Annotated in this window: 14 protein-coding genes and 1 tRNA gene; 10 read left to right on the top strand and 5 right to left on the bottom strand. The window is 63.9% G+C overall.

Annotation, left to right across the window (positions count from 1 at the left end; translation table 11 throughout):
• Nucleotides 1-17: 17 nt before the first annotated feature.
• On the top strand, nt 18-839 hold the full coding sequence (locus tag ASH04_RS08360) for an alpha/beta fold hydrolase (RefSeq protein ID WP_057473453.1): 822 nt from the start codon (nt 18-20) through the stop codon (nt 837-839).
• On the opposite strand, the gene ASH04_RS08355 is transcribed toward ASH04_RS08360, so the two are convergent.
• On the bottom strand, nt 836-2158 hold the full coding sequence (locus tag ASH04_RS08355; protein ID WP_027497611.1) for an MFS transporter: 1323 nt from the start codon (nt 2156-2158) through the stop codon (nt 836-838). The genes ASH04_RS08360 and ASH04_RS08355 overlap by 4 nt on opposite strands.
• An 83-nt stretch (nt 2159-2241) precedes the next feature.
• On the opposite strand from ASH04_RS08355, the gene ASH04_RS08350 reads away from it, so the two are divergent.
• From ASH04_RS08350 to cmrA, 3 genes are read left to right on the top strand one after another with little or no spacing between them, the layout of a single operon-like run.
• The gene (locus ASH04_RS08350) at nt 2242-2769 is read left to right on the top strand and encodes a PadR family transcriptional regulator (RefSeq protein ID WP_045194555.1); all 528 of its coding nucleotides are present in this window, start codon (nt 2242-2244) and stop codon (nt 2767-2769) included.
• On the top strand, nt 2766-4811 hold the full coding sequence (locus ASH04_RS08345; protein WP_235579969.1) for an NADPH-dependent 2,4-dienoyl-CoA reductase: 2046 nt from the start codon (nt 2766-2768) through the stop codon (nt 4809-4811). Before ASH04_RS08350 ends, ASH04_RS08345 begins: the two co-directional genes overlap by 4 nt.
• A gap of 23 nt (nt 4812-4834) precedes the next feature.
• Complete coding sequence (gene cmrA, locus ASH04_RS08340; protein WP_057473274.1) at nt 4835-5638, top strand: mycolate reductase; 804 nt, start codon at nt 4835-4837, stop codon at nt 5636-5638.
• 48 nt (nt 5639-5686) lie between these two features.
• On the opposite strand, the gene ASH04_RS08335 is transcribed toward cmrA, so the two are convergent.
• A complete protein-coding gene (locus tag ASH04_RS08335; protein ID WP_057473273.1) occupies nt 5687-7414 on the bottom strand; it encodes a helicase HerA-like domain-containing protein in 1728 nt (575 codons plus the stop codon).
• 94 nt (nt 7415-7508) lie between these two features.
• On the opposite strand from ASH04_RS08335, the gene orn reads away from it, so the two are divergent.
• The 3 genes from orn (at nt 7509) to ASH04_RS08320 (ending at nt 9345) form a co-directional block, all read left to right on the top strand.
• Complete coding sequence (gene orn / locus ASH04_RS08330) at nt 7509-8120, top strand: oligoribonuclease (RefSeq protein ID WP_027497616.1); 612 nt, start codon at nt 7509-7511, stop codon at nt 8118-8120.
• Nucleotides 8121-8198: 78 nt separating this feature from the next.
• Nucleotides 8199-8274, top strand: a tRNA-His gene (locus ASH04_RS08325).
• Between the two features lie 318 nt (nt 8275-8592).
• Nucleotides 8593-9345, top strand: coding sequence for a M23 family metallopeptidase (locus tag ASH04_RS08320; protein WP_027497617.1), 753 nt, complete (start codon nt 8593-8595; stop codon nt 9343-9345).
• Between the two features lie 10 nt (nt 9346-9355).
• Here the strand turns inward: ASH04_RS08320 and ASH04_RS08315 are convergent, their stop codons facing one another.
• Nucleotides 9356-10549 carry a L,D-transpeptidase gene (locus tag ASH04_RS08315; RefSeq protein WP_032370364.1) on the bottom strand — a complete coding sequence of 398 codons (1194 nt, stop codon included), beginning with the start codon at nt 10547-10549 and terminating at the stop codon, nt 9356-9358.
• Nucleotides 10550-10772: 223 nt separating this feature from the next.
• Here ASH04_RS08315 and ASH04_RS08310 point away from each other — a divergent pair, with 223 nt between their 5' ends.
• The gene (locus tag ASH04_RS08310; protein ID WP_057473272.1) at nt 10773-14954 is read left to right on the top strand and encodes a bifunctional nitrate reductase/sulfite reductase flavoprotein subunit alpha; all 4182 of its coding nucleotides are present in this window, start codon (nt 10773-10775) and stop codon (nt 14952-14954) included.
• Here ASH04_RS08310 and ASH04_RS08305 read toward each other — a convergent pair.
• Together ASH04_RS08305 and ASH04_RS08300 are read right to left on the bottom strand one after the other, a co-directional pair.
• A complete protein-coding gene (locus tag ASH04_RS08305; RefSeq protein WP_057473452.1) occupies nt 14948-15880 on the bottom strand; it encodes an alpha/beta hydrolase in 933 nt (310 codons plus the stop codon). The two genes, ASH04_RS08310 and ASH04_RS08305, sit on opposite strands and share 7 nt — an antisense overlap.
• 44 nt (nt 15881-15924) lie before the next feature.
• Complete coding sequence (locus tag ASH04_RS08300) at nt 15925-17034, bottom strand: cellulase family glycosylhydrolase (protein ID WP_037219422.1); 1110 nt, start codon at nt 17032-17034, stop codon at nt 15925-15927.
• A gap of 149 nt (nt 17035-17183) precedes the next feature.
• Here ASH04_RS08300 and ASH04_RS08295 point away from each other — a divergent pair, with 149 nt between their 5' ends.
• Nucleotides 17184-17891, top strand: a complete 708-nt coding sequence (locus ASH04_RS08295; RefSeq protein ID WP_027497622.1) for a GAF domain-containing protein — start codon at nt 17184-17186, stop codon at nt 17889-17891.
• A 154-nt stretch (nt 17892-18045) separates the two neighbouring features.
• A complete protein-coding gene (locus tag ASH04_RS08290) occupies nt 18046-19524 on the top strand; it encodes a sugar transferase (protein WP_235579968.1) in 1479 nt (492 codons plus the stop codon).
• Nucleotides 19525-19528: the final 4 nt, after the last annotated feature.

Below are 19528 nucleotides of genomic sequence, written 5' to 3'. Positions count from 1 at the left end.
AGCCGCGAAGGAGCATTATGACCACCGAGGTACACATCGGCGAGTACACGTTCGAGCTGGCGCAGGCAGGCCCTGTCGACGGCGTACCCGTCGTTGCGCTGCACGGCTTTCCACAGACCAACGCGTCGTGGTCGCGGGTGACCCCCGAATTGACGGCCGCGGGTTGCCGCGTCCTGGCCCCCAACCAGCGGGGCTACTCCCCCGGTGCCCGCCCGATCGGCGTCGAGCACTACCGCATCGAGCGTCTCACCGAGGACGTCCTCGGTCTGCTCGACGCCTTCGACCTGAACTCGGCGCACCTGGTGGGCCACGACTGGGGTGCTGTGGTCGCCTGGCATGTCGCTGCCGAGCATCCCGACCGAGTCCGAAGCCTCACTACCGCATCCGTTCCGCATTCCGCGGCGTTCAACTGGGCCATTCGCGAGGACCCGGACCAGCAACAGCGGTCACAGTACTTCGGCTTGCTTCGCGAACCCGAGAAGGCCGAACGAGTGCTGACCGAGAACAACGCGCAACGGCTACGCGCGATGTTCGGGGCCGAGAGCCTCGACGACGAATACGTTCGCCATCTGACGGTGCCGGGAGCACTGACGGCTGCGTCGAGTTGGTATGCCGCGATGACGCGGGAGTTCGCGAACCTACCCGCAGTGACGGTGCCGACCACCTACGTGTGGAGCAACGGCGACACCGCCATCGGCCGAGCCGGTGCCGAGCGCTGCGGCGAATTCGTCGATGCGCCGTACCGATTCGTCGAACTCGACGGCATCTCCCATTGGATCCCCGAGGAAGCCCCCGACAGACTCGCAGCCGAGATCTTGGATCGTATCGGGTCGGTCTAAACCTGTTCCGGGGCGCGAACTTTGAGCAGTGCCAGCAGCCCGGCGGCGAGGACGATGATCAGCCCGGCGATACCTGCGCGGTCGGCGTCGAACATCCACACGAACAGCCCGAACAGCGAGGGCGCGAGAAACGACGCGGCCCGACCCGTCGTCGCGAACAGTCCGAAGAACTGACCCTCGCGCCCGGGCGGTGCCAGTCGGGCCAGGAAGGTACGCGCAGACGATTGCGCGGGCCCCACGAACAGGCACAGGATCAGCCCGAAGATCCAGAACATCGTCGGTCCCGACACGAACAGCAGAATGGTCCCGGCCGCGATCATGGACGTGAGCGAGAAGACGATGACCTTCTTGGGTCCGATTCTGTCGTCGAACCGCCCGGCGACGATGGCACCGAGGCCTGCGATGACATTGGCGGCGACGCCGAACAGCAGTACGTCCGCCGCGCCGATGCCGTAGACGCTGACGGCGAGAACGGCGCCGAAAGTGAACACGCCCGCCAGCCCGTCCCGGAACAGTGCGCTGGCGATCAGGTAGTAGACGGCACGCCGGTCTGCGCTCCACAACTCGCGCACATCGCGAAAGAGAACGCGATAGGACTCCGCGAAGCCGGCCTGTGCCGCCTCGGGATCGGCGATGGCCCTGGGTACTTCGGGAACTGCGAACATCACCGGGATGGCCGAGACCGCGAACCAGACGGCCGCCAGCACGGCGACGAGCCTGATGTTGAGCCCTCCGTCGGTGCTCAGCCCCAGCAGGCCCCGAGTGTCGCCGTCCCCGACGATGAAACCGAGGTAGCACAGAAGCAGTAGGACGATTCCACCGAAATAGCCCATCGCCCAACCGAATCCGGACACGCGTCCGATATTGGCCGGGGTGGAGACCTGCCGCAGCATCGAGTTGTACGGAATACTGGCCAGCTCGAACATGATGGATCCGAGACCGAGCAGCAGCAGCCCGAGCCACAGATAGTGGTAGTCGTCCTGTACGAAGAACAAGCCGGCCATGGCCACGACCGTCAATGCGGTCAATAGCCCCAGCAGCCATTTTCTCTTGCCTCGGGCGTCGAAGTACTGCCCGCACACCGGTGCCAGCAGTGCGATGACGACGCTCGACAGCGCGATGGACCAGCTGAACCACGTGGTCGCCGAGATGGATCCGGGTAGGTCGTCACCGACGGCATCGGTGAGATACACCGAGAACACGAACGTGAGAATGACGGCATTGAACGCGGCCGATCCCCAGTCCCAGAACCCCCAGGCGGTGACCTGCTTACGCGTTGTGGCGACTCCGACGACAGCGGCCTCCGGCTGGGTTCCCATGGTTGCCAACACTAGCCCGCGACGGGCCCATGTTTGGGTGCACCTAGTTGCATAGTCACCACGTTGCATACATACTCTCGGGTGTGGCTTTGGAACACGCGATTCTGGTCTCCCTCACCGAGCTGAGTGGCTCGGGGTACGAGCTCGCCCGACGGTTCGACAAGTCCATCGGCTTCTTCTGGAGTGCAACTCACCAGCAGATCTACCGCACTCTGACGCGGATGGATGGAGCGGGCTGGATCACCGGCGAGGCAGTCGCGCAGGACGGCCGTCCCGACAAGAAGGTCTATTCGGTCAGCACCGCGGGCCGCGCCGAGCTCGATCGCTGGATCGCCGCACCGACCGATCCCTCGCAGCTTCGCGAGGAGCTCGCCGTGAAGATTCGCGGTGCGGCCAACGGTGACATCGAAGCGTTGAAAGTCGAAGTCGCCCGCCACCGCGACGTACATGCCACCCGTCTCGACGTGTATCGACTGATCGAGAAGCAGGACTTTCCGGCCCCCGCTGCCCTGACCGGTACCGCGCTGCATCAATACCTGGTGCTCCGCGGCGGGATTCGTGTCGAAGAAGGATTCACCGAATGGTGCACCGAGGTATTGGAGAAACTGTGAAGACCGAGCAGACCACTGGTCCGTACCCGATTCTGTTGTCGCCGTTGAACGTCGGCGCAACCACGCTGAAGAACCGCGTGATCATGGGATCGATTCACACCGGCCTCGAAGATCGCGCCCGCGACACCGGCCGCCTGGCGGCCTACTTCGCCGAGCGTGCCCGCGGCGGAGTCGCACTCATCATCACCGGGGGTTACGCCCCCAATCGCACCGGGTGGCTGTTGCCGTTCGGGGCCAAGCTGACCAACCGCATCGAGGCCCGTCGGCACCGCAGGATTACCACTGCCGTGCACCGCGAAGGCGGCAAGATCGCGCTCCAGATCCTCCATGCCGGACGCTATTCCTACCAGCCGCTGAGTGTGTCGGCATCGTCGATCAAAGCTCCCATCAATCCTTTTCGGCCCAGGCGATTGACCTCGAGGGGCGTTCGCTGGCAGATCAGAAACTTCGTGCGGTGCGCCCGACTCGCACAGAGCGCCGGCTACGACGGCGTCGAAATCATGGGCGGCGAAGGCTACTTCATCAACCAGTTCCTCTCCGAGCGCACCAACAAGCGACGCGACGAATGGGGTGGTTCTGCGGAGAACCGTCGCCGAATGGCAGTCGAGATCGTGCGACAGACGCGGGCTGCGGTTGGCCCGGACTTCCTCATCGTGTTCCGGCTGTCGATGGCCGACCTCGTCGAGGAGGGCCAGAGCTGGAACGACATCGTTGCCCTCGCCGAGGACGTCGAGGCCGCAGGCGCGAACATCATCAACACCGACATCGGCTGGCACGAATCGCGGGTGCCGACCATCGTCACCTCCGTCCCCAGGGCGGCGTTCGCCGACATCACCGGCAAGCTCGAAAAATACGTGAGCATCCCCGTCGCCGCGTCCAACCGCATCAACATGCCCGAGATCGCCGAGAACATCCTCGCCCGCGGCGACGCGCAGCTGATCGCCATGGCCAGGCCGATGCTCGCCGATCCGTTCTGGGTCGAGAAGGCTGCTTCCGATTCCGCAGATCGAATCAACACCTGCATCGCCTGCAATCAGGCCTGCCTCGACCATGCCTTCGTACACAAGAAGGTCTCGTGCCTGGTCAACCCTCGCGCCGGTCGCGAGATCGACCTGCAGTTGTTGCCGACGAAGAAGACCAAGAAGGTGGCGGTCGTCGGGGCCGGGCCCGCCGGACTGTCTGCGGCGCTCACCCTTGCGCAACGCGGACACGCCGTCAGCCTGTTCGAGGCCAGGAGCGAGATCGGCGGCCAATTCGGTATCGCCCGTCTGATTCCCGGCAAGGAAGAGTTCGCCGAGACCATTCGCTACTTCTCCACCGCTCTGCGCGACGCGGATGTTGCGGTACACCTCGATACTCGGGTCACCGCCACAGAACTCGCCGCGGGCGAATTCGACGAGGTGGTCCTGGCCACCGGTGTCACTCCCCGGATGCCGCAGATCCCAGGTATCGATCACCCGTCCGTGCTCTCGTACGCGGAACTGGTACGCGACGGTAGGGCCGTCGGCGACCGGGTCGCGGTCATCGGTGCCGGCGGCATCGGCATCGACATCTCCGAGTTCCTCACCACCGACGCCTCCCCCACGCTGGACCTGAAGGAATGGAAGCAGGAGTGGGGAGTCACCGAGCCCGAGGCCGCGCCGGGCGCGTTGACCACCCCGGTGCCTGCCGCATCTCCTCGGGAGGTCTACCTCCTGCAACGCAAGCCGGGACGTATCGGGGCCGGTCTCGCGAAGACCACCGGGTGGGTCCACCGCGCAGCGTTGAAAGCCAAAGGCGTGCATGAGCTTTCGGGGGTGAACTACGAGAAGATCGACGATGCGGGCCTGCACATCTCGTTCGGCGAGAAGCACGAACGCCCACGCTTGCTCGATGTCGACACCATCGTGATCTGCGCGGGCCAGGAGTCGGTCCGCGATCTGGTCGACGAGCTGAAGGCCGCGGGCACCACCACACACATCATCGGCGGTGCGGACGTGGCGGCAGAGTTGGACGCCAAACGGGCGATAGAGCAGGGCACCCGGCTCGCGGCCACGATCTGATCTGTCCGCTAGCCTGTCTCACCGTGAGCCTGCCCAAGCCCAGCCCCGATGCCCGCGCCGTCGTCACCGGAGCCTCCTCCGGTATCGGTGAAGCCCTGGCCACCGAACTCGCCACCCGTGGTCACTCGTTGATCGTCGTGGCCCGACGTGGTGAACTGCTCGAGGCGCTGGCCGCGAAGCTCGCCGCCGAGCACGGCGTCACCGTCGAGGTGCGGGCGTCGGATCTGTCCAACCGCGAGCAGCGCCAGGAGCTGGTCACCGAGCTCTCCGAGCGTGAGATCTCGATCCTGTGCAACAACGCAGGCATCGCGACGTTCGGACCCGTGGCCGGGCTCGATCCCGCGTACGAGCGCGATCAGGTGGAGCTCAATGCCGTTGCCGTACACGACCTCACGTTGGCGGTCATGCCCGGCATGATCGGTCGCGGAGCAGGCGGCATCCTCATCACCGGTTCTGCGGCGGGCAACATGGCCATCCCCAACAACGCGACCTACGCCGCGACGAAGGCCTTCGTCAACACGTTCTCGGAGTCACTGCGCGGTGAGCTCGCGGGCACCGGCGTCAACGTCACCCTGCTCGCTCCAGGCCCGGTCCGCACCGAGACACCCGACCCGGCCGATGCGTCGATCGTCGACAAGATGGTTCCCGACTTCCTGTGGATCGACAGCGCCTATACCGCGAAGCTGTCACTGGACGGCCTGGCGAAGAACAAGATGCGCGTCGTTCCGGGCCTGCTGAGCAAGGGCATGTCGGTCGCCGGGCAGTACAGCCCGCGCAGCATTTCGGCACCGATCATCGGCAGCTTCTACAAGAAGCTGGGCAACTAGCACCCGAATCCTGGTCGTTCTGCGGGCTCCTCTCCCGACTGAGCAAGCTCAGCGCCGCCGACGCCGTCGTCCGGTTCCGAAGATGCTGCGCGAGATTTCCCGCCCGGCGGCCGAGGCAGCCGATCGAAGGAAGCTCTTGACCGCTGGGTTGCCCATGATGCGCTCCGCGGCCGACGGCCCGTCCGGCTCGCTCGGGGGTAGATCCGGCAGATCGGCGGGCAGCGGTGGGATATCGAACTTCTCTGCCGGAGCGGGCACGTCGGCCACGCGAGCGTTCATCCGCTCGTAGGCGGACTCGCGATCGATTGTCTCGCGGTACTTGGCGGAGAGGGTGCTCGACGACGCGGCGGCCGCGATGGCGTCGTTGCCGATGGTGTCCATCAGGGACCGGGGCGGACGAATCTTCGTCCACGCCACGGGCGTCGGAGCCCCCTTCTCCGAGAGCACCGTCACGATCGCCTCGCCGGTTCCCAACGACGTCAGTGCCTTCTCGAGGTCGTACGCGTCGGTCTTGGGGTAGGTGCGCACCGTCTTGTTCAGTGCTTTCTGGTCGTCGGGAGTGAAGGCGCGCAGAGCATGCTGGATTCGCGCACCCAGTTGGGAGAGAACGTCGTTGGGGACGTCGGTGGGCAGCTGCGTGCAGAAGAAGACGCCGACGCCCTTCGAGCGAATGAGCTTGACGGTCTGTTCCACCTGCTGCAGAAAGGCTTTCGACGCGTCGGCGAAGAGCAGATGCGCCTCGTCGAAGATGAACACGAGCTTGGGCTTGTCGACGTCACCGACCTCGGGCAACGTCTGGAACAAATCGGCCAGTACCCACATCAGGAAGGTGGAGAACATCACCGGGCGTGACGCCTGAGCACCGAGCTCGAACAGGGTGATGACGCCTCGTCCGTCGGGTCCGACGCGGAGCAGGTCCTCGGTCTCGAGTTCCGGTTCGCCGAAGAAGGTGTCGCCGCCGTCGGCCTCGAGATTGGCCAAGGCGCGCAGGATGACTCCGGCGGTCGCCGACGAGACACCGCCGATGCCTTTCAGGTCGGCTTTGCCTTCGTCACTCGTCAGATGCATGATCACCGACCGCAGGTCCTTGAGATCGAGCAAGGCAAGTCCCTGGGAATCGGCCCAGTGGAAGATCAGCCCCAGGGTCGACTCTTGAGTGTTGTTGAGCCCCAACACTTTGCTGAGCAAAATCGGTCCGAACGCGGTGATCGAGGCCCGCACCGGCACCCCGATTCCCTCAGTGCCGAGCGAGAGAAATTCCACCGGGTGTCCGGCTGGAGCCCAGTCCGTCAGGCCGGTGTCCGCAGCGCGGCTGCGGATCTTGTCGGTGTCTTCGCCCGGCGCGGACAAGCCCGAGAGATCTCCTTTGACATCGGCCATGACGACGGGAACCCCTGCGGCAGAAAGCTGTTCGGCTATCCCCTGGAGCGTCTTGGTCTTGCCGGTTCCGGTGGCCCCGGCAACGAGACCGTGCCTGTTCAACGTGGCCAACGGAATACGAATGCGGGCAGCGGGGTCGGTGACACCGTCCAGAACGACGGTTCCCAGTTCCAATGCCGCACCTGCCGATGTGTATCCGGCGGCGATCTCGCTTGCTTTACCGTGCACCGCCGGTGCCGACCCTTGCTCTGCGGCACGCGCCTCGGCCTCGGCGGCGTCGGCCGCAGCCAGAGCTTCGGCAGCCACCCGTGCGGCTTCCACGGCCGCCGCTTTGGCCGCCTTCGCCTTCTCGGCAGGGCTGAGCGTGGGTGCCGGCTGCGTCGGGTCGCCTGTCATGTCCGCATCCTTTCGTGAACGTGCGCTGAAGTGAACGGGGTCGATCGCCACCGCAAACCCTAGTGGCTGTGGTGGGCGCACTACTGTGGAGCGAGTGCAGGACAAACTCGTGTGGATCGACTGTGAAATGACCGGCTTGGACCTGAGCAAGGACAAGCTGATCGAAATCGCGGCGTTGGTGACCGACAGTGAGCTCAACATCCTCGGAGAGGGTGTCGACATCGTCATCCACGCCGACGACGATGCGTTGGCGAACATGCCGGCCGTCGTCACCGACATGCATGCCAAGTCGGGCTTGACCGACGAGGTGCGCGCGTCGACGGTGAGCCTGGAGGAAGCCGAGCAGCGCGTGCTCGCGTACATCAAGGAGCACGTCCCGGTGGCCGGAACGGTTCCGCTCGCGGGAAACTCGATCGGGACCGATCGTGGATTCATCTCTCGCGACATGACCGCGCTCGACACCTACCTCCACTACCGAATGATCGACGTCAGCTCGATCAAGGAACTTTCTCGACGGTGGTACCCACGGATCTACTACGGGCAGCCGGCCAAGGGCCTTGCGCACCGCGCCCTCGCGGACATCAAGGAGTCGATCAAAGAGTTGCAGTACTACCGCCGGACGGCCTTCGTGGCTCCGCCGGGGCCCTCTACCAGCGACATCGCAGCAGTTGTTGCCGAACTCGACACGCAATCGGGGGCGGATTAGCAACCTCGGATTCAACCCGCTAGTATTGTCGACGCTGCTGATGCAGAGCCCGAAAAGGTTCTGCGGACGCATGCAATGGTGGGCGTAGTTCAGCTGGTAGAGCACCAGGTTGTGATCCTGGATGTCGCGGGTTCGAGTCCCGTCGCTCACCCCACACGAAGAAGGCCGGTCTCCTCGCGAGACCGGCCTTTTTCGTGTATTCACTCCACCCTTCGTAAGGGTGTTCGAGCGGACGGTGCGTACCCACCCTGACCTCGAATTACGTTGTTGTAATTCAGTTTTCGAGTTTCTTATGGGGTTTCTGTGACGTACGGTTACCAATGGCACTTTTGGGGAAGAAAAGTACCAATGTGATTCATGTGTTTTCTGCTACGTGAGTTCAGCGTGCCCCGAAGCGTCACCGAACATGTTCTTACGTCCTGTGGGCGCCCATCCGACGGGTGCCCGGTGGACGCAGACGAGGAGGCTTTTCGTGGGTCGCAGAATGCACAGAGTCATAGCGGGTTCGATCTTGTCGGCAGCACTGTGCATCGGCACAACCGGCTTGCTCAGCCCAGCGGTGGCCACCGCTCAACCCACGATCGAATTACCTCAGATCCCGATCCCCCAGCCCGATGCTCAGCAGCGGGCCGCAATACTCGCCGCGGTGCTCGACGCCACCGGTGTGCTCATCAACCAGGTCGCGGCGATCGTTCTCGACGGCGACGTGCTGTCGGTGCCGGATACCGCAACTCCCGCGGATGTACCCGAGATCGAACTTCCGAGTGCGCCGCCCACCGTCGGTCTCGGCGGCGCAGTGCTCCCGATCGACGCAGGCAAATATCGCATCACTTCGGGTTACGGCGGACGCAACAACCCGACCGGCAACGGCGCGCAGTACCACCAGGGTGTGGACCTGGCTGCCGACAGCGGAACCCCGATCCATGCGGTGACCGGCGGAACCGTCGTTCAGGCCGGAGACGCGGGCGACGGCTACGGCAAGCTCGTTCGGGTCAAGAGCGGAAACACCGAGACCTACTACGGCCATCAGTCCAGCCTCGCTGTGTCCGTCGGTGACGAGGTGGCACCGGGAGATGTCCTCGGGGCGGTCGGCAGCACCGGCAATTCGACGGGACCGCATCTGCACTTCGAGGTCCGCAACAACGGCTCGAGCATCGAACCGGTCGCGTACCTGAAGACACTCGGGATAGATCCTTCGCTCTACCAAACCCGCGATCGAAGCTGATCGACACCGATCAGACAGTGGTGGCGTTGCCCGCTTTCCACTCGTCCCAGGGAATGTTCCAGTCGCCGAGACCATCGGTGCCCGACAACGTTCCACCGACGGTGTTCTTGACCACGACGATGTCACCGCGCTTGGTGTTGTCGTAGACCCACTTGGCGTTGGTCGGACTGAGGTTCAGACACCCGTGCGAGGCGTTGGAGTAGCCCTGCTGCCCCACCGACCACGGTGCGGAATGGAAGAAGATGCCGCTGTACGACATCCGCGTCGCCCAGTCGACCGGAGTGCGGTACCCGGTGGACGAGTTGACCGGCACACCGTAGGTCGACGAATCCATGACGAGATGCTCGAATCGATCACCGATGATGTAGACGCCGTTGTCCGTCGGGGTGGAGTCCTTGCCCATCGACGTCGGCATCGTGATGACATCCTGGCCGTTGACGTTGAACGTCACCTGCTTGGTGTTGTCGTCCGCAGTGGCAATGACCGCGTCGCCGATCGTGAACGACGTCGTCGCATTCTCCTGGCCGTAGATGTCGTCACCGAGATCACGCCCGTACACGTTGACGGCCACGTCGACCTTGGTGCCCGGTGCCCAGTAGTTCTGCGGTCGCCAGCGAACCTCTTTGTTGTTCACCCAGTAGAACGCACCTTCCACGGCCGGCGTCGTGGTGACCGTGATCGCATTCTGGGCAGCAAGCTTGTCGGTGATCGCCTCGTCGAACTGGACCGCGACGGGCTGCCCGATACCCACCACGTCGCCCGGGTTCGGCAGAACGTAGGGCTTGGTGAAATTGCCCGGCTGGCTGGTGGTGAAGCTCGACACCGTGCTCGATGATCCTCCGAGTCCGTACGCATCGGCCTGCACTCGATACTCGCGGTTGTAGCCGAGGGGTTCGGTGTTGGTCCACGACAGCCCGTCCGGAGCAATGGCTCCCGATACCGGCTCGCCATCGGGGTTGAGCATGGTGACCGAGGACAACTTGCCGTCGGCAACCGAGACGGTCACCGGGTCCGCCGGTGAGAATCCGACTGCTCCGTCGAGCACGCTCGCGGTCAGCTTCGGTTTCATCAGTTCGGTCATCGGATTGGAATCGATCGGAACGGAGGGTTCGGAGATGTCCGTCTGCGAGCTGCACCCGGACAGCACCGCCACCGAAGCGACAACTCCCACCGCGGCGAGAACGAATCCTCGAGACACCCTCATGAACACACCACTTCCCACTTCGAGCCCGACCCGGACGATTCTGCCAGCGCAGAATCCACACATTCCACTCGACAGCCCGTTCGACGAATAACGTTCGAGTACCAATCGCACTGCAGAAAGTTGGTGTTACCTCCCTGCCACACAGAGCGGTGCCGCGAACGCACATCACCGCCTCGTTCGACGCCCGGTGAGGACAACGTCATATCCGGCTAACCGATGTGTAATGGCCGCGCACACTGCACCGGGCACTGTGGAAGCCATGGTCACCACGGTGAAGACGCTCTGCGCATACTGCGGCGTGGGATGCGGCATGGTGCTCGAGGTCGGTGGGCCGTCGGCGGCGAAGTCCCAGTCGAGCTCCCGGTCGACGCTGCCGATCGGGCCCACGGTCACCAAGTCGGTCGGCGACAAGACCCACCCGGCGAACTTCGGCCGACTGTGCACCAAGGGAAGCACCACCGCAGACATGCTTGCCGCGCCGGGCCGCCTCGACAAGGCTCGGATTCGCCACCGGCGCGGTGACCGGCCGGAGAGTACGGACACCTCGGTGGCCATCACCGATACTGCCCGCAGGCTCCGCACGATCCTCGACGAACACGGACCCGATTCCGTTGCGCTGTACGTATCGGGGCAGATGTCGATCGAGGCTCAGTACCTGTCGAACAAACTGGCCAAAGGGTTCATCGGTACCAATCAGATCGAATCCAACTCACGATTGTGCATGGCCAGCGCGGGGACCGGCTACAAGCAGTCACTCGGAGCCGACGGTCCGCCGGGGTCGTACGAAGACTTCGACAACGCCGACGTGTTCCTCGTCATCGGCTCCAATATGGCCGACTGCCACCCCATCCTGTTTCTGCGAATGATGGACCGGGTCAAGGCCGGTGCGAAACTGATCGTGGTCGATCCGCGGCGCACCGCCACCGCCGACAAGGCGCACCTGCACCTCATGCTCGAACCGGGATCCGATCTGGCGCTGCTCAACGGCCTGCTGGCTCTGATCGTCGACAGCGGAAACACAGACCCCAACTTCATCGCCCAGTTCACCGACGGCTGGGACGCGATGCCGGAGTTTCTTCGCGACTACACCCCCGAGAAGGTCTGCGCTGCAACTGGTCTCGCCGAGGAAGATCTGCGTGCCGCAGCGGAGATGATCGGGACTGCAGAGAACTGGATGAGCTGTTGGACGATGGGACTCAATCAGTCCACCCACGGCACCTGGAACACCAACGCACTGTGCAATCTCCACCTGGCCACGGGTGCTATCTGCCGGACCGGAAGCGGCCCCTTCTCGTTGACCGGTCAGCCGAACGCGATGGGTGGCCGGGAAATGGGGTACATGGGCCCCGGACTGCCGGGCCAACGGGCGGTCACCAACGACACCGACCGCGCGTTCGTCGAGCAGGCCTGGAAAATCCCGCCCGGAACACTGCGCACCGACGTCGGTGGTGGAACCATCGAGATGTTCTCGAAGTTGGCTGCGGGCGACATCAAAGCTTGCTGGATCATCTGCACCAATCCTGTTGCGTCCGTCGCCAATCGAACAACCGTGATCGACGGTCTCGAACGTGCCGAACTGGTGATCACCCAAGACGCCTTCGCCGACACCGAGACCAACCGATACGCCGATGTCATGCTGCCCGCTGCGCTGTGGACCGAGGCCCATGGCGTCATGGTCAACTCCGAGCGGAACCTCACGCTGTTCCAGCCGGCTGTCGAAGCACCCGGCGGAGCACTCCCCGACTGGAAGATCATCGCCGACATGGCCTGCGCTCTCGGCTATTCCGAGTCGTTCACGTACTCCAGTGCCGAAGAGATCTTCGAGGAGATCAAGCAGTTCTCGAACCCCGCCACCGGTTACGACATTCGCGGCGTCACCTACGACGGGCTCCGCGATGGTTCGATGCAGTGGCCGTGCCCGCCCGGGTCGACTACCACCAGACACCCCATCCGGTACCTCAACGACGGAGTGAGCCAAACCCTGCGGGTGTCGGAGGACGGCTCGATTCCTGCCCTGTCGTTCCCCACCGCGAGCGGTCGAGCGCAGTTTCTCGCCCGACCCGCCATGGCACCGGCCGAAATGCCGGACGACGACTATCCGTTCCTGCTCAACACAGGGCGACTCCCCCATCAGTGGCACACCATGACCAAGACCGGCAAAGTCGCGAAGCTGAACAAACTGAACCCCGGCCCGTTCGTGGAAATACACCCGAACGATGCGGGCCGGCTCGATCTGTCCGACGGCGATACCGTCGAACTGTCGTCGCGTCGAGGCCGTGCGGTACTGCCCGCCGTGGTCACCGATCGCGTCTTGCCCGGCGGCTGCTTCGCACCGTTCCACTGGAACGACGAGTTCGGTGAATCCCTGGCGATCAACGCGGTGACCAATGACGCCGTCGATCCCTACTCGCAGCAACCCGAATTCAAGGCCTGCGCCGTGTCGCTGACTAAAGTATCTGCTGCTCAATTGGATTCGCCCGATACGTCCGAGGACGTGCACGATCCGGTCGACGCTCTCGCCGTGTTGGTCGGCCGCCCGAGCCGACCCGCAGAACCTTTCACCGTCATCGAGCAAAGTTACATGGCAGGCCTGCTGGAGGGACTTCGGACCGACGCAGGTCGCTCCGCGCCGGGAATCCCCACGTTGCCCGAACGGACCCCGCTGACTCCCGAGACGCACGCGTGGCTCGACGGTGTTCTCGCAGGCCTGTTCTCGCGCACTCCCTCGCCGGGCACCGAAGGAACCGCCGGGGACACCTCGTCGGCAGCGGGCAGACCACTGCTCCTGCTGTGGGCCTCGCAGACGGGAACTGCCGAGGAGTTCGCCCAGACCAGTGTTTCTCATCTGCGAGCTGCTGGGTCTGCCGTCACCGAACACTCCATGGACTCCTTCACCGCAGACCGACTACCGGCCGAGGCCGACGTGTTGATCGTCAGCAGTACCACCGGGGACGGCGAAGCACCCGACAACGGCGCAACCTTCTGGGAGAGCCTGACAACAGATTCGGTACCTGCACTGGACGGAATCCGTTACGCCGTGCTGGCGTTCGGCGACTCGAGTTACGCAGACTTCTGCGGGCACGGCCGCAAGATCGACGAACGCCTCGAGCAACTCGGTGCGCGGCGACTACTCGGCAGGGTCGACCTCGAGCCCGACTACGAGAACGAGGCCGCCGAGTGGCTCGACTCGGTGAGCGCGCTGCTGGCAGGTGACTCGCCAACGTCCGACCCCGCGACCGCGCCTGCGGCACCCGCGCGTCGGCCTGCGGCTGCTGACGTAGAACCGCGGTACAGCAAGAAGTCGCCCCTCGTGACCACTCTCGTTCGGAATCGAGTGCTCACCGCACGCGGATCGCTCAAGGACGTCCGTCAACTCGGATTCCACCTTCCCGCGGGCACCCTCGAATACGAGGTGGGTGACGCACTCGGGGTCTGGCCTCGCAACAGTGACCAGTACGTGCAGGAGTGGCTCAGTGCCACCGGACTCGACGGTGACGCCGTCGTCGAACTGGCCGAGCACGGTGAAATGCCGCTCCGTACGGCGTTGGGTCGGCACCTCGAGATCGCCCGTGCCACACCGGATCTGTTGAAGTTCGTACACCGGCGTACCGCGGACGACGACCTCGAGGCCATGTTGCATCCGGACAACAGACACACGCTCGCCGACTGGATGTGGGGACGGCAATCGATCGATGTACTTGCCGCACATCCGGTTCGCGCGTCGGTGGACGATTGGCTCGGCGTTCTCAAGCCGTTGCAGCCGCGTCTGTATTCCATCTCGTCGAGCCCGAAGGAGAATCCCGAGGAGGTGCAGGTGACCGTCTCGGCTGTGCGATACAACGTGCACGGTGTCGCTCGACGCGGGGTGTGCTCGACGTATCTGGCCGACCATGCCGCCAACCATGACATCGGGATATTCGTACAGAAATCGACCCATTTCAAACCGCCTGAGGATCCCGCCACGCCGATGATCATGGTCGGTCCCGGCACCGGCATTGCACCGTTCCGGGCGTTCCTGCACGAGCGGCGCGCGCTCGGGCACACCGGCCCGAACTGGCTCTTCTTCGGCGAACAGCACGCGGACACCGACTTCTACTACCGCGACGAACTCACCGCGATGCTGAGCGACGGGTCGCTCGACCGTCTCGACGTCGCCTTTTCCCGGGATCAGAAGGACAAGGTCTACGTGCAGGATCGTATGCGCGAACACGGCAGCGAGCTCTGGAACTGGATTCACCGAGGTGCCCACTTCTATGTCTGCGGCGACGCGTCGAGAATGGCCAAAGACGTGGATGCGGCCCTGAAAGGCGTGGTCGCACAGCACGGGAAACTGGCCCCGAGCAGTGCCGAGGCTTACGTCAAGGCTCTCGCTGCGGAGAAGCGGTACGTGCGCGACGTCTACTGATCCGCAGCCACCAGCGGCGGGACAGTGCGCAGGAGGAAGGCGATTTGGTCTGCGACCACCTGCTCGAAGTCATTACCGAGATAGATGTCGAAATGGCCTGCGTCATAGGTTTCGATCTCCCCGAGCGGGGCTGTCCGGGCGTATCGCAGGGTGGCCTTCGCCGGCGCCACAGAATCCGTGTTGCAGACGACGAAGAGTATCGGGCAGCGGACGTCCTTCGCTCGACGTCCGGGCCGATGGCGCACGATCTGCAGCGCGAAGCGGGCGGCAACCCGATTGTGGAACGACTCGTCGGAGTCCGGAGCGAGCGCGAGGTACCCGTCGTAACTGTCGGGTGACGTCATCAATGCGGTAGTCCCCGGTCGTCCGGCGGTCGCCACCATCACCGGCGGCCGCCCGATCACCGATCCCAGCAGATCGCGCACGGCCCGCACGGACAGTTTGACCGAGGTCCATGTGTTCGAAGCGAGCCCGGAGGCGATGCCGTCGGTGAACGGACACTGCGCGACCACCGCGGCGACACGCTGATCCCGTGCTGCCGCGACGATGACGTGGCCACCGCCGAACGACGAGCCCCACAACACGATTCGCGAACCGTCCACGCCCTGCCGACCCCGGGCGCACGCGATCGCTGCGGCCCAGTCCTGCAACTGGGACTCGATATCGAGCAATTGTCGCGGTCGCCCGCCACTGTCTCCGAAGTACCGATAGTCGAACACCAGGCACGCGTAGCCCTCGGCGCGAAATCGTTCTGCGTAGGCGTCGAGTCGCATTCCCCGGGTTCCGCCGAGACCGTGCGCCATGACGATCACCGGGGCCGGCTCGGTGCTGTCGGGCAGGTACAGCCACGCCGCACAGTCGACGCCGTTCGAGTCGAACGTGATGTCCTTACGATCAGGGACCGCGCCCCCCGGCTGCGAATTCATGGGCGAACCATAGCCCACGAACACCGGCAGCGGAATCGGTCGATCTACGGTGCCGAATGCTCCGCGGCGTAGGCATCGACGCGACCGTAGGCGATCTTGGGGGTCCAGTCTCTACGAACCAAGCCGAAGTTCTGTTCGGTGTCGGCGGTGTCGGACCCGGCGTCTCGGAGACTGTAGACGTAAGCCGGTCCGAGCCAATCGTTGCCGAGGACGGCGTCGAGAACGATCCCGATGCTGTCCGATTGCACCTGCTCGCTGACGCTGTTGGGGTTGGTCCCGGTCGGTGCGCCGAATTCGGTGATCCAGATCTGTTTGCCACTGTCACCGCCGGCAACCATGGTGTCTCGCATCGACCACATCTTCATGGCGGTGTTCCATGACGCTGTGCTGGGGTCGTTGGGTAGGTACGGCCACGTGTAGGGATGCACGTTGAAGGCGTCGAAGTACTTGTTGGATCCTTGCGCGTACATCTTCGACAGGAACGACGTGCCCGCGATGTTGCCGTTCGTGTCCTCGGACGGTGCCATCCCACCGACGAGCACGGTCGAACCGGGCTGCACCTGTTTGATCGCCGTGTAGGCCGCTCGAAGCAGCGCCGAGTACGCCGTGACGTCGGGAACGGGCTTGAAGAACGTCACGATGTTCGGCTCGTTCCATACTTCCCAGATCTTGATGCGGTTCTGGTACCGCTGAACCACCGTCTTGGCGAAAGCCGCGTAAGTGGACGGGTTTGCAGGACGGGAGTGAGAATCGTTGACCGCGGCAGCTACTCGCGCCCATCTGGGGGTGTAGGCGATGATCCCGTGCGGGCACATCCCGTGGGCCACGACGGCATCGATCACTCGGTCCGTTCGACTCCAATCGAAAGCGCCCCGTGTCGATTCGATTGCGGACCAATCGATGTCGAGACGAACCGCGAAGGCTCCCGCGGCTTTGGCAAGCGTCAGTTCGCGATCCAGATCTGCTGGGGAGAGGCTACCTATCGACGCGCCCGGCGAGACTCCGATCCGGATGGCGTCGGACTGCCCGCCACAGTTCACCGGACCGGCCTGAGCCCGCACGACGGGAGATGCACCCACTGCCGGCGTCGCAGCGAACGGCAACACCAGAGCCGCAAGAACGGCCATCACCCGCAGAGGAGCATTTGCTTTCATCTGCGGGATGATAGCAACACCGGTAGGCGATCTTCGCCGAAACGGATTGTCATACGCTTTGTGGCAATTACGGCAACGATTCGGATTGACGCAGAATTCGACCCCGCAGTCATCGGTAGGACGACATTGCCTGTACTACCATATGCCCAATGACAACAGGATTTCCCGGTTTCGACGAGCGTCTCAACGAGTTACTCGCCCGGCAGGCGGAGAAATCCGGCCTCGGGACCGATGAATTCATTCGGCGGGCCGTGGTCGATCGACTCGTTCGTGAACTGTCCGACGATCAGGATTCCGAGGTCGGTGCTCTGCTCCGGGCTTTGCAGGCCGCTTCGGAGAAGGGCGTCGAACCGGCCGAGGTGACGCGGGCATTCGGTACGCCGATCGACGACCCCGAGAGGCTGGCAGCAGTGACTCGGACAGGGTTGATGGACACCGGATCCGACTCCGGCTACGACCGGATCGTCGCGATGGTCGCCGATGCATTGAGCGCTCCGTCTGCCGCATTCTCGCTTCTCGACGACAAGCGTCAGTACTTCAAGAGTGCACTCGGACTGCCGTCGGAACTCGGTGGCGCGCAGGAGGTTCCTCTCGAAGCGTCCATCTGCCGTTATGCGATCGATCTAGGCCAGCCGCTGGTGGTGGAAGACGCGAGACTCAACGACGCCCTCAAGGATCATCCGTCGGTCCAGAGCAACCTGTTTGTTTCCTACCTCGGAGTTCCGCTCACCGACGATGACGGCCATTCCGTCGGAACCCTGTGCGTGTGGGATCGACAGCCGCGGCAGTGGACCACCGGCCACGTTCAGATACTGCAGGACTTGGCCTGGATTATTCGCGAGCGAGTTTTCGAATAAGGGGCGCTTTCCCCGACAAGTATTAGCATTTTCGACCTACAACCGACTTCGAGTTTTTTTCGTGAAGTCGACCGGGTGTCCACTTTCGTGGCGGTATACATTAATTGGGATATTCAGGACCGACCTCATTCGAAACTAACCTCCGGAAGAAGCCGTGCCCGAAACACTGGAATCACCCCACACTCGCCCGCGGGCTGCCGAGCCCGACGTCGTCGTAGCCCGTCGCACACTCGCGGACCGACTACGGGCCGATCCGTTGAACACCACGATCAACGTCGCGGTCGACGTGCTCGGTGCCGCGGTCGCGGTGACCGGAGCGCTGCTGTGGTACTCGGGCAGTCTCGTCGAGACCGGCTGGCTGCCATGGCTCTTCCTGCCGCTGCTCATCGCGATTCTGGCCGGCAAGTCGATGTACAGGCGCAGCCTTCGACGCAACTTTCTCGACGAGATCGGCCCGGCCGAAACGGCTGTTGCGTTCGCTTCGCTCGCGCTTTTGGTAGTGATGTTTCTGGCCGATACCGACTACCGGCCCAGCGCGGTCGTATTGCGTCTGTGGCTGTTGAGCGCATTCACTATCGCGATCGCCCGCCTGATTCGCATCGTCGTCCAGCGCATGCTGCGCACCAGGTTCGGCTCCGCGGCCCCCACCATCGTGCTCGGCAACGATCCGATTGCGCACCAACTCGTTTCTCGCACGAGACAATTCCCCGAGTACGGCCTCACTCCGGTGGGCTACGTCGGCGAAGCCCCGATCGCCGACGTCTCGCCGGGGGGCGAGCTCCCCGATCTGCCGCACCTCGGACTCCCGAGTGATTTCGAGGCAATTGCGCGCAGGACCGGTGCGGAAGAGCTGATAGTTGCGTTCGCTCCGACAGAAGACCGAGTATTGGTCGGCGCGATCAGGACTGCGCACCGACTCGGCATGCGGGTGTGGGTGGTGCCCAGGCTGTACGACGCCGTCGGCGTCAACACTCGTGTCGAACACATCGGCGGCTTGCCGCTGATGGTGCTGCCACACGTCAATCCCAAGGGGTGGCAGTTCGCCCTGAAGGGTGTACTGGATCGAGTCCTGACGGCATTCGGACTCCTGCTGCTCTCCCCCGTCTTCCTGACGCTGATGCTGCTCGTGCGCCTGAGCTCCCCCGGCCCGATCTTCTTCGCGCAGGAGCGAATCGGCCGCGATGGGTTGCCGTTCGACTGCCTGAAGTTTCGGTCCATGCGGCCCCCGCGGGCGTCCGACGCGGCGTTCGAGCGGAAGGCCGGGGACGCGCCCGGCGGCGTCGAGGGTGTCGACCGGAGAACCCGTATCGGAAAGATCATGCGACAGACCTCGTTGGACGAGCTGCCCCAGCTGCTCAATGTCCTTCGTGGCGACATGAGCTTGGTCGGCCCCAGGCCCGAGCGGCCCGAATACGTGGACCTGTTCGAGATGCAGATCCGTCGGTACGGCGAACGGCACCGAGTCAAGGCCGGCGTGACGGGATGGGCGCAGGTGCACGGTCTTCGGGGCCAGACCTCCATTGCCGACCGCGCGGAGTGGGACAACTACTACATCGAGAACTGGTCCATCTGGCTCGATGTCAAGATCCTGTTTCTCACCGTGCTGGCCGTTCTGAAACGCGCCGAGGACTGATCGT

It is taken from the genome of Rhodococcus sp. Leaf233, from assembly GCF_001426165.1.
GTDB classification, from domain to species: domain Bacteria; phylum Actinomycetota; class Actinomycetes; order Mycobacteriales; family Mycobacteriaceae; genus Rhodococcoides; species Rhodococcoides fascians.
This window is presented reverse-complemented; position numbering and strand designations above follow the sequence as displayed.

Coding starts and splice junctions, on each gene's coding strand:
- ASH04_RS08360 (WP_057473453.1), top strand. CDS start 18: ATGACCACCGAGGTACACATCGGCGAGTACACGTTCGAGCTGGCGCAG.
- ASH04_RS08355 (WP_027497611.1), bottom strand. CDS start 2,158: ATGGGAACCCAGCCGGAGGCCGCTGTCGTCGGAGTCGCCACAACGCGT.
- ASH04_RS08335 (WP_057473273.1), bottom strand. CDS start 7,414: ATGACAGGCGACCCGACGCAGCCGGCACCCACGCTCAGCCCTGCCGAG.
- ASH04_RS08315 (WP_032370364.1), bottom strand. CDS start 10,549: ATGAGGGTGTCTCGAGGATTCGTTCTCGCCGCGGTGGGAGTTGTCGCT.
- ASH04_RS08310 (WP_057473272.1), top strand. CDS start 10,773: ATGGCCGCGCACACTGCACCGGGCACTGTGGAAGCCATGGTCACCACG.
- ASH04_RS08305 (WP_057473452.1), bottom strand. CDS start 15,880: ATGAATTCGCAGCCGGGGGGCGCGGTCCCTGATCGTAAGGACATCACG.
- ASH04_RS08300 (WP_037219422.1), bottom strand. CDS start 17,034: ATGAAAGCAAATGCTCCTCTGCGGGTGATGGCCGTTCTTGCGGCTCTG.
- ASH04_RS08295 (WP_027497622.1), top strand. CDS start 17,184: ATGACAACAGGATTTCCCGGTTTCGACGAGCGTCTCAACGAGTTACTC.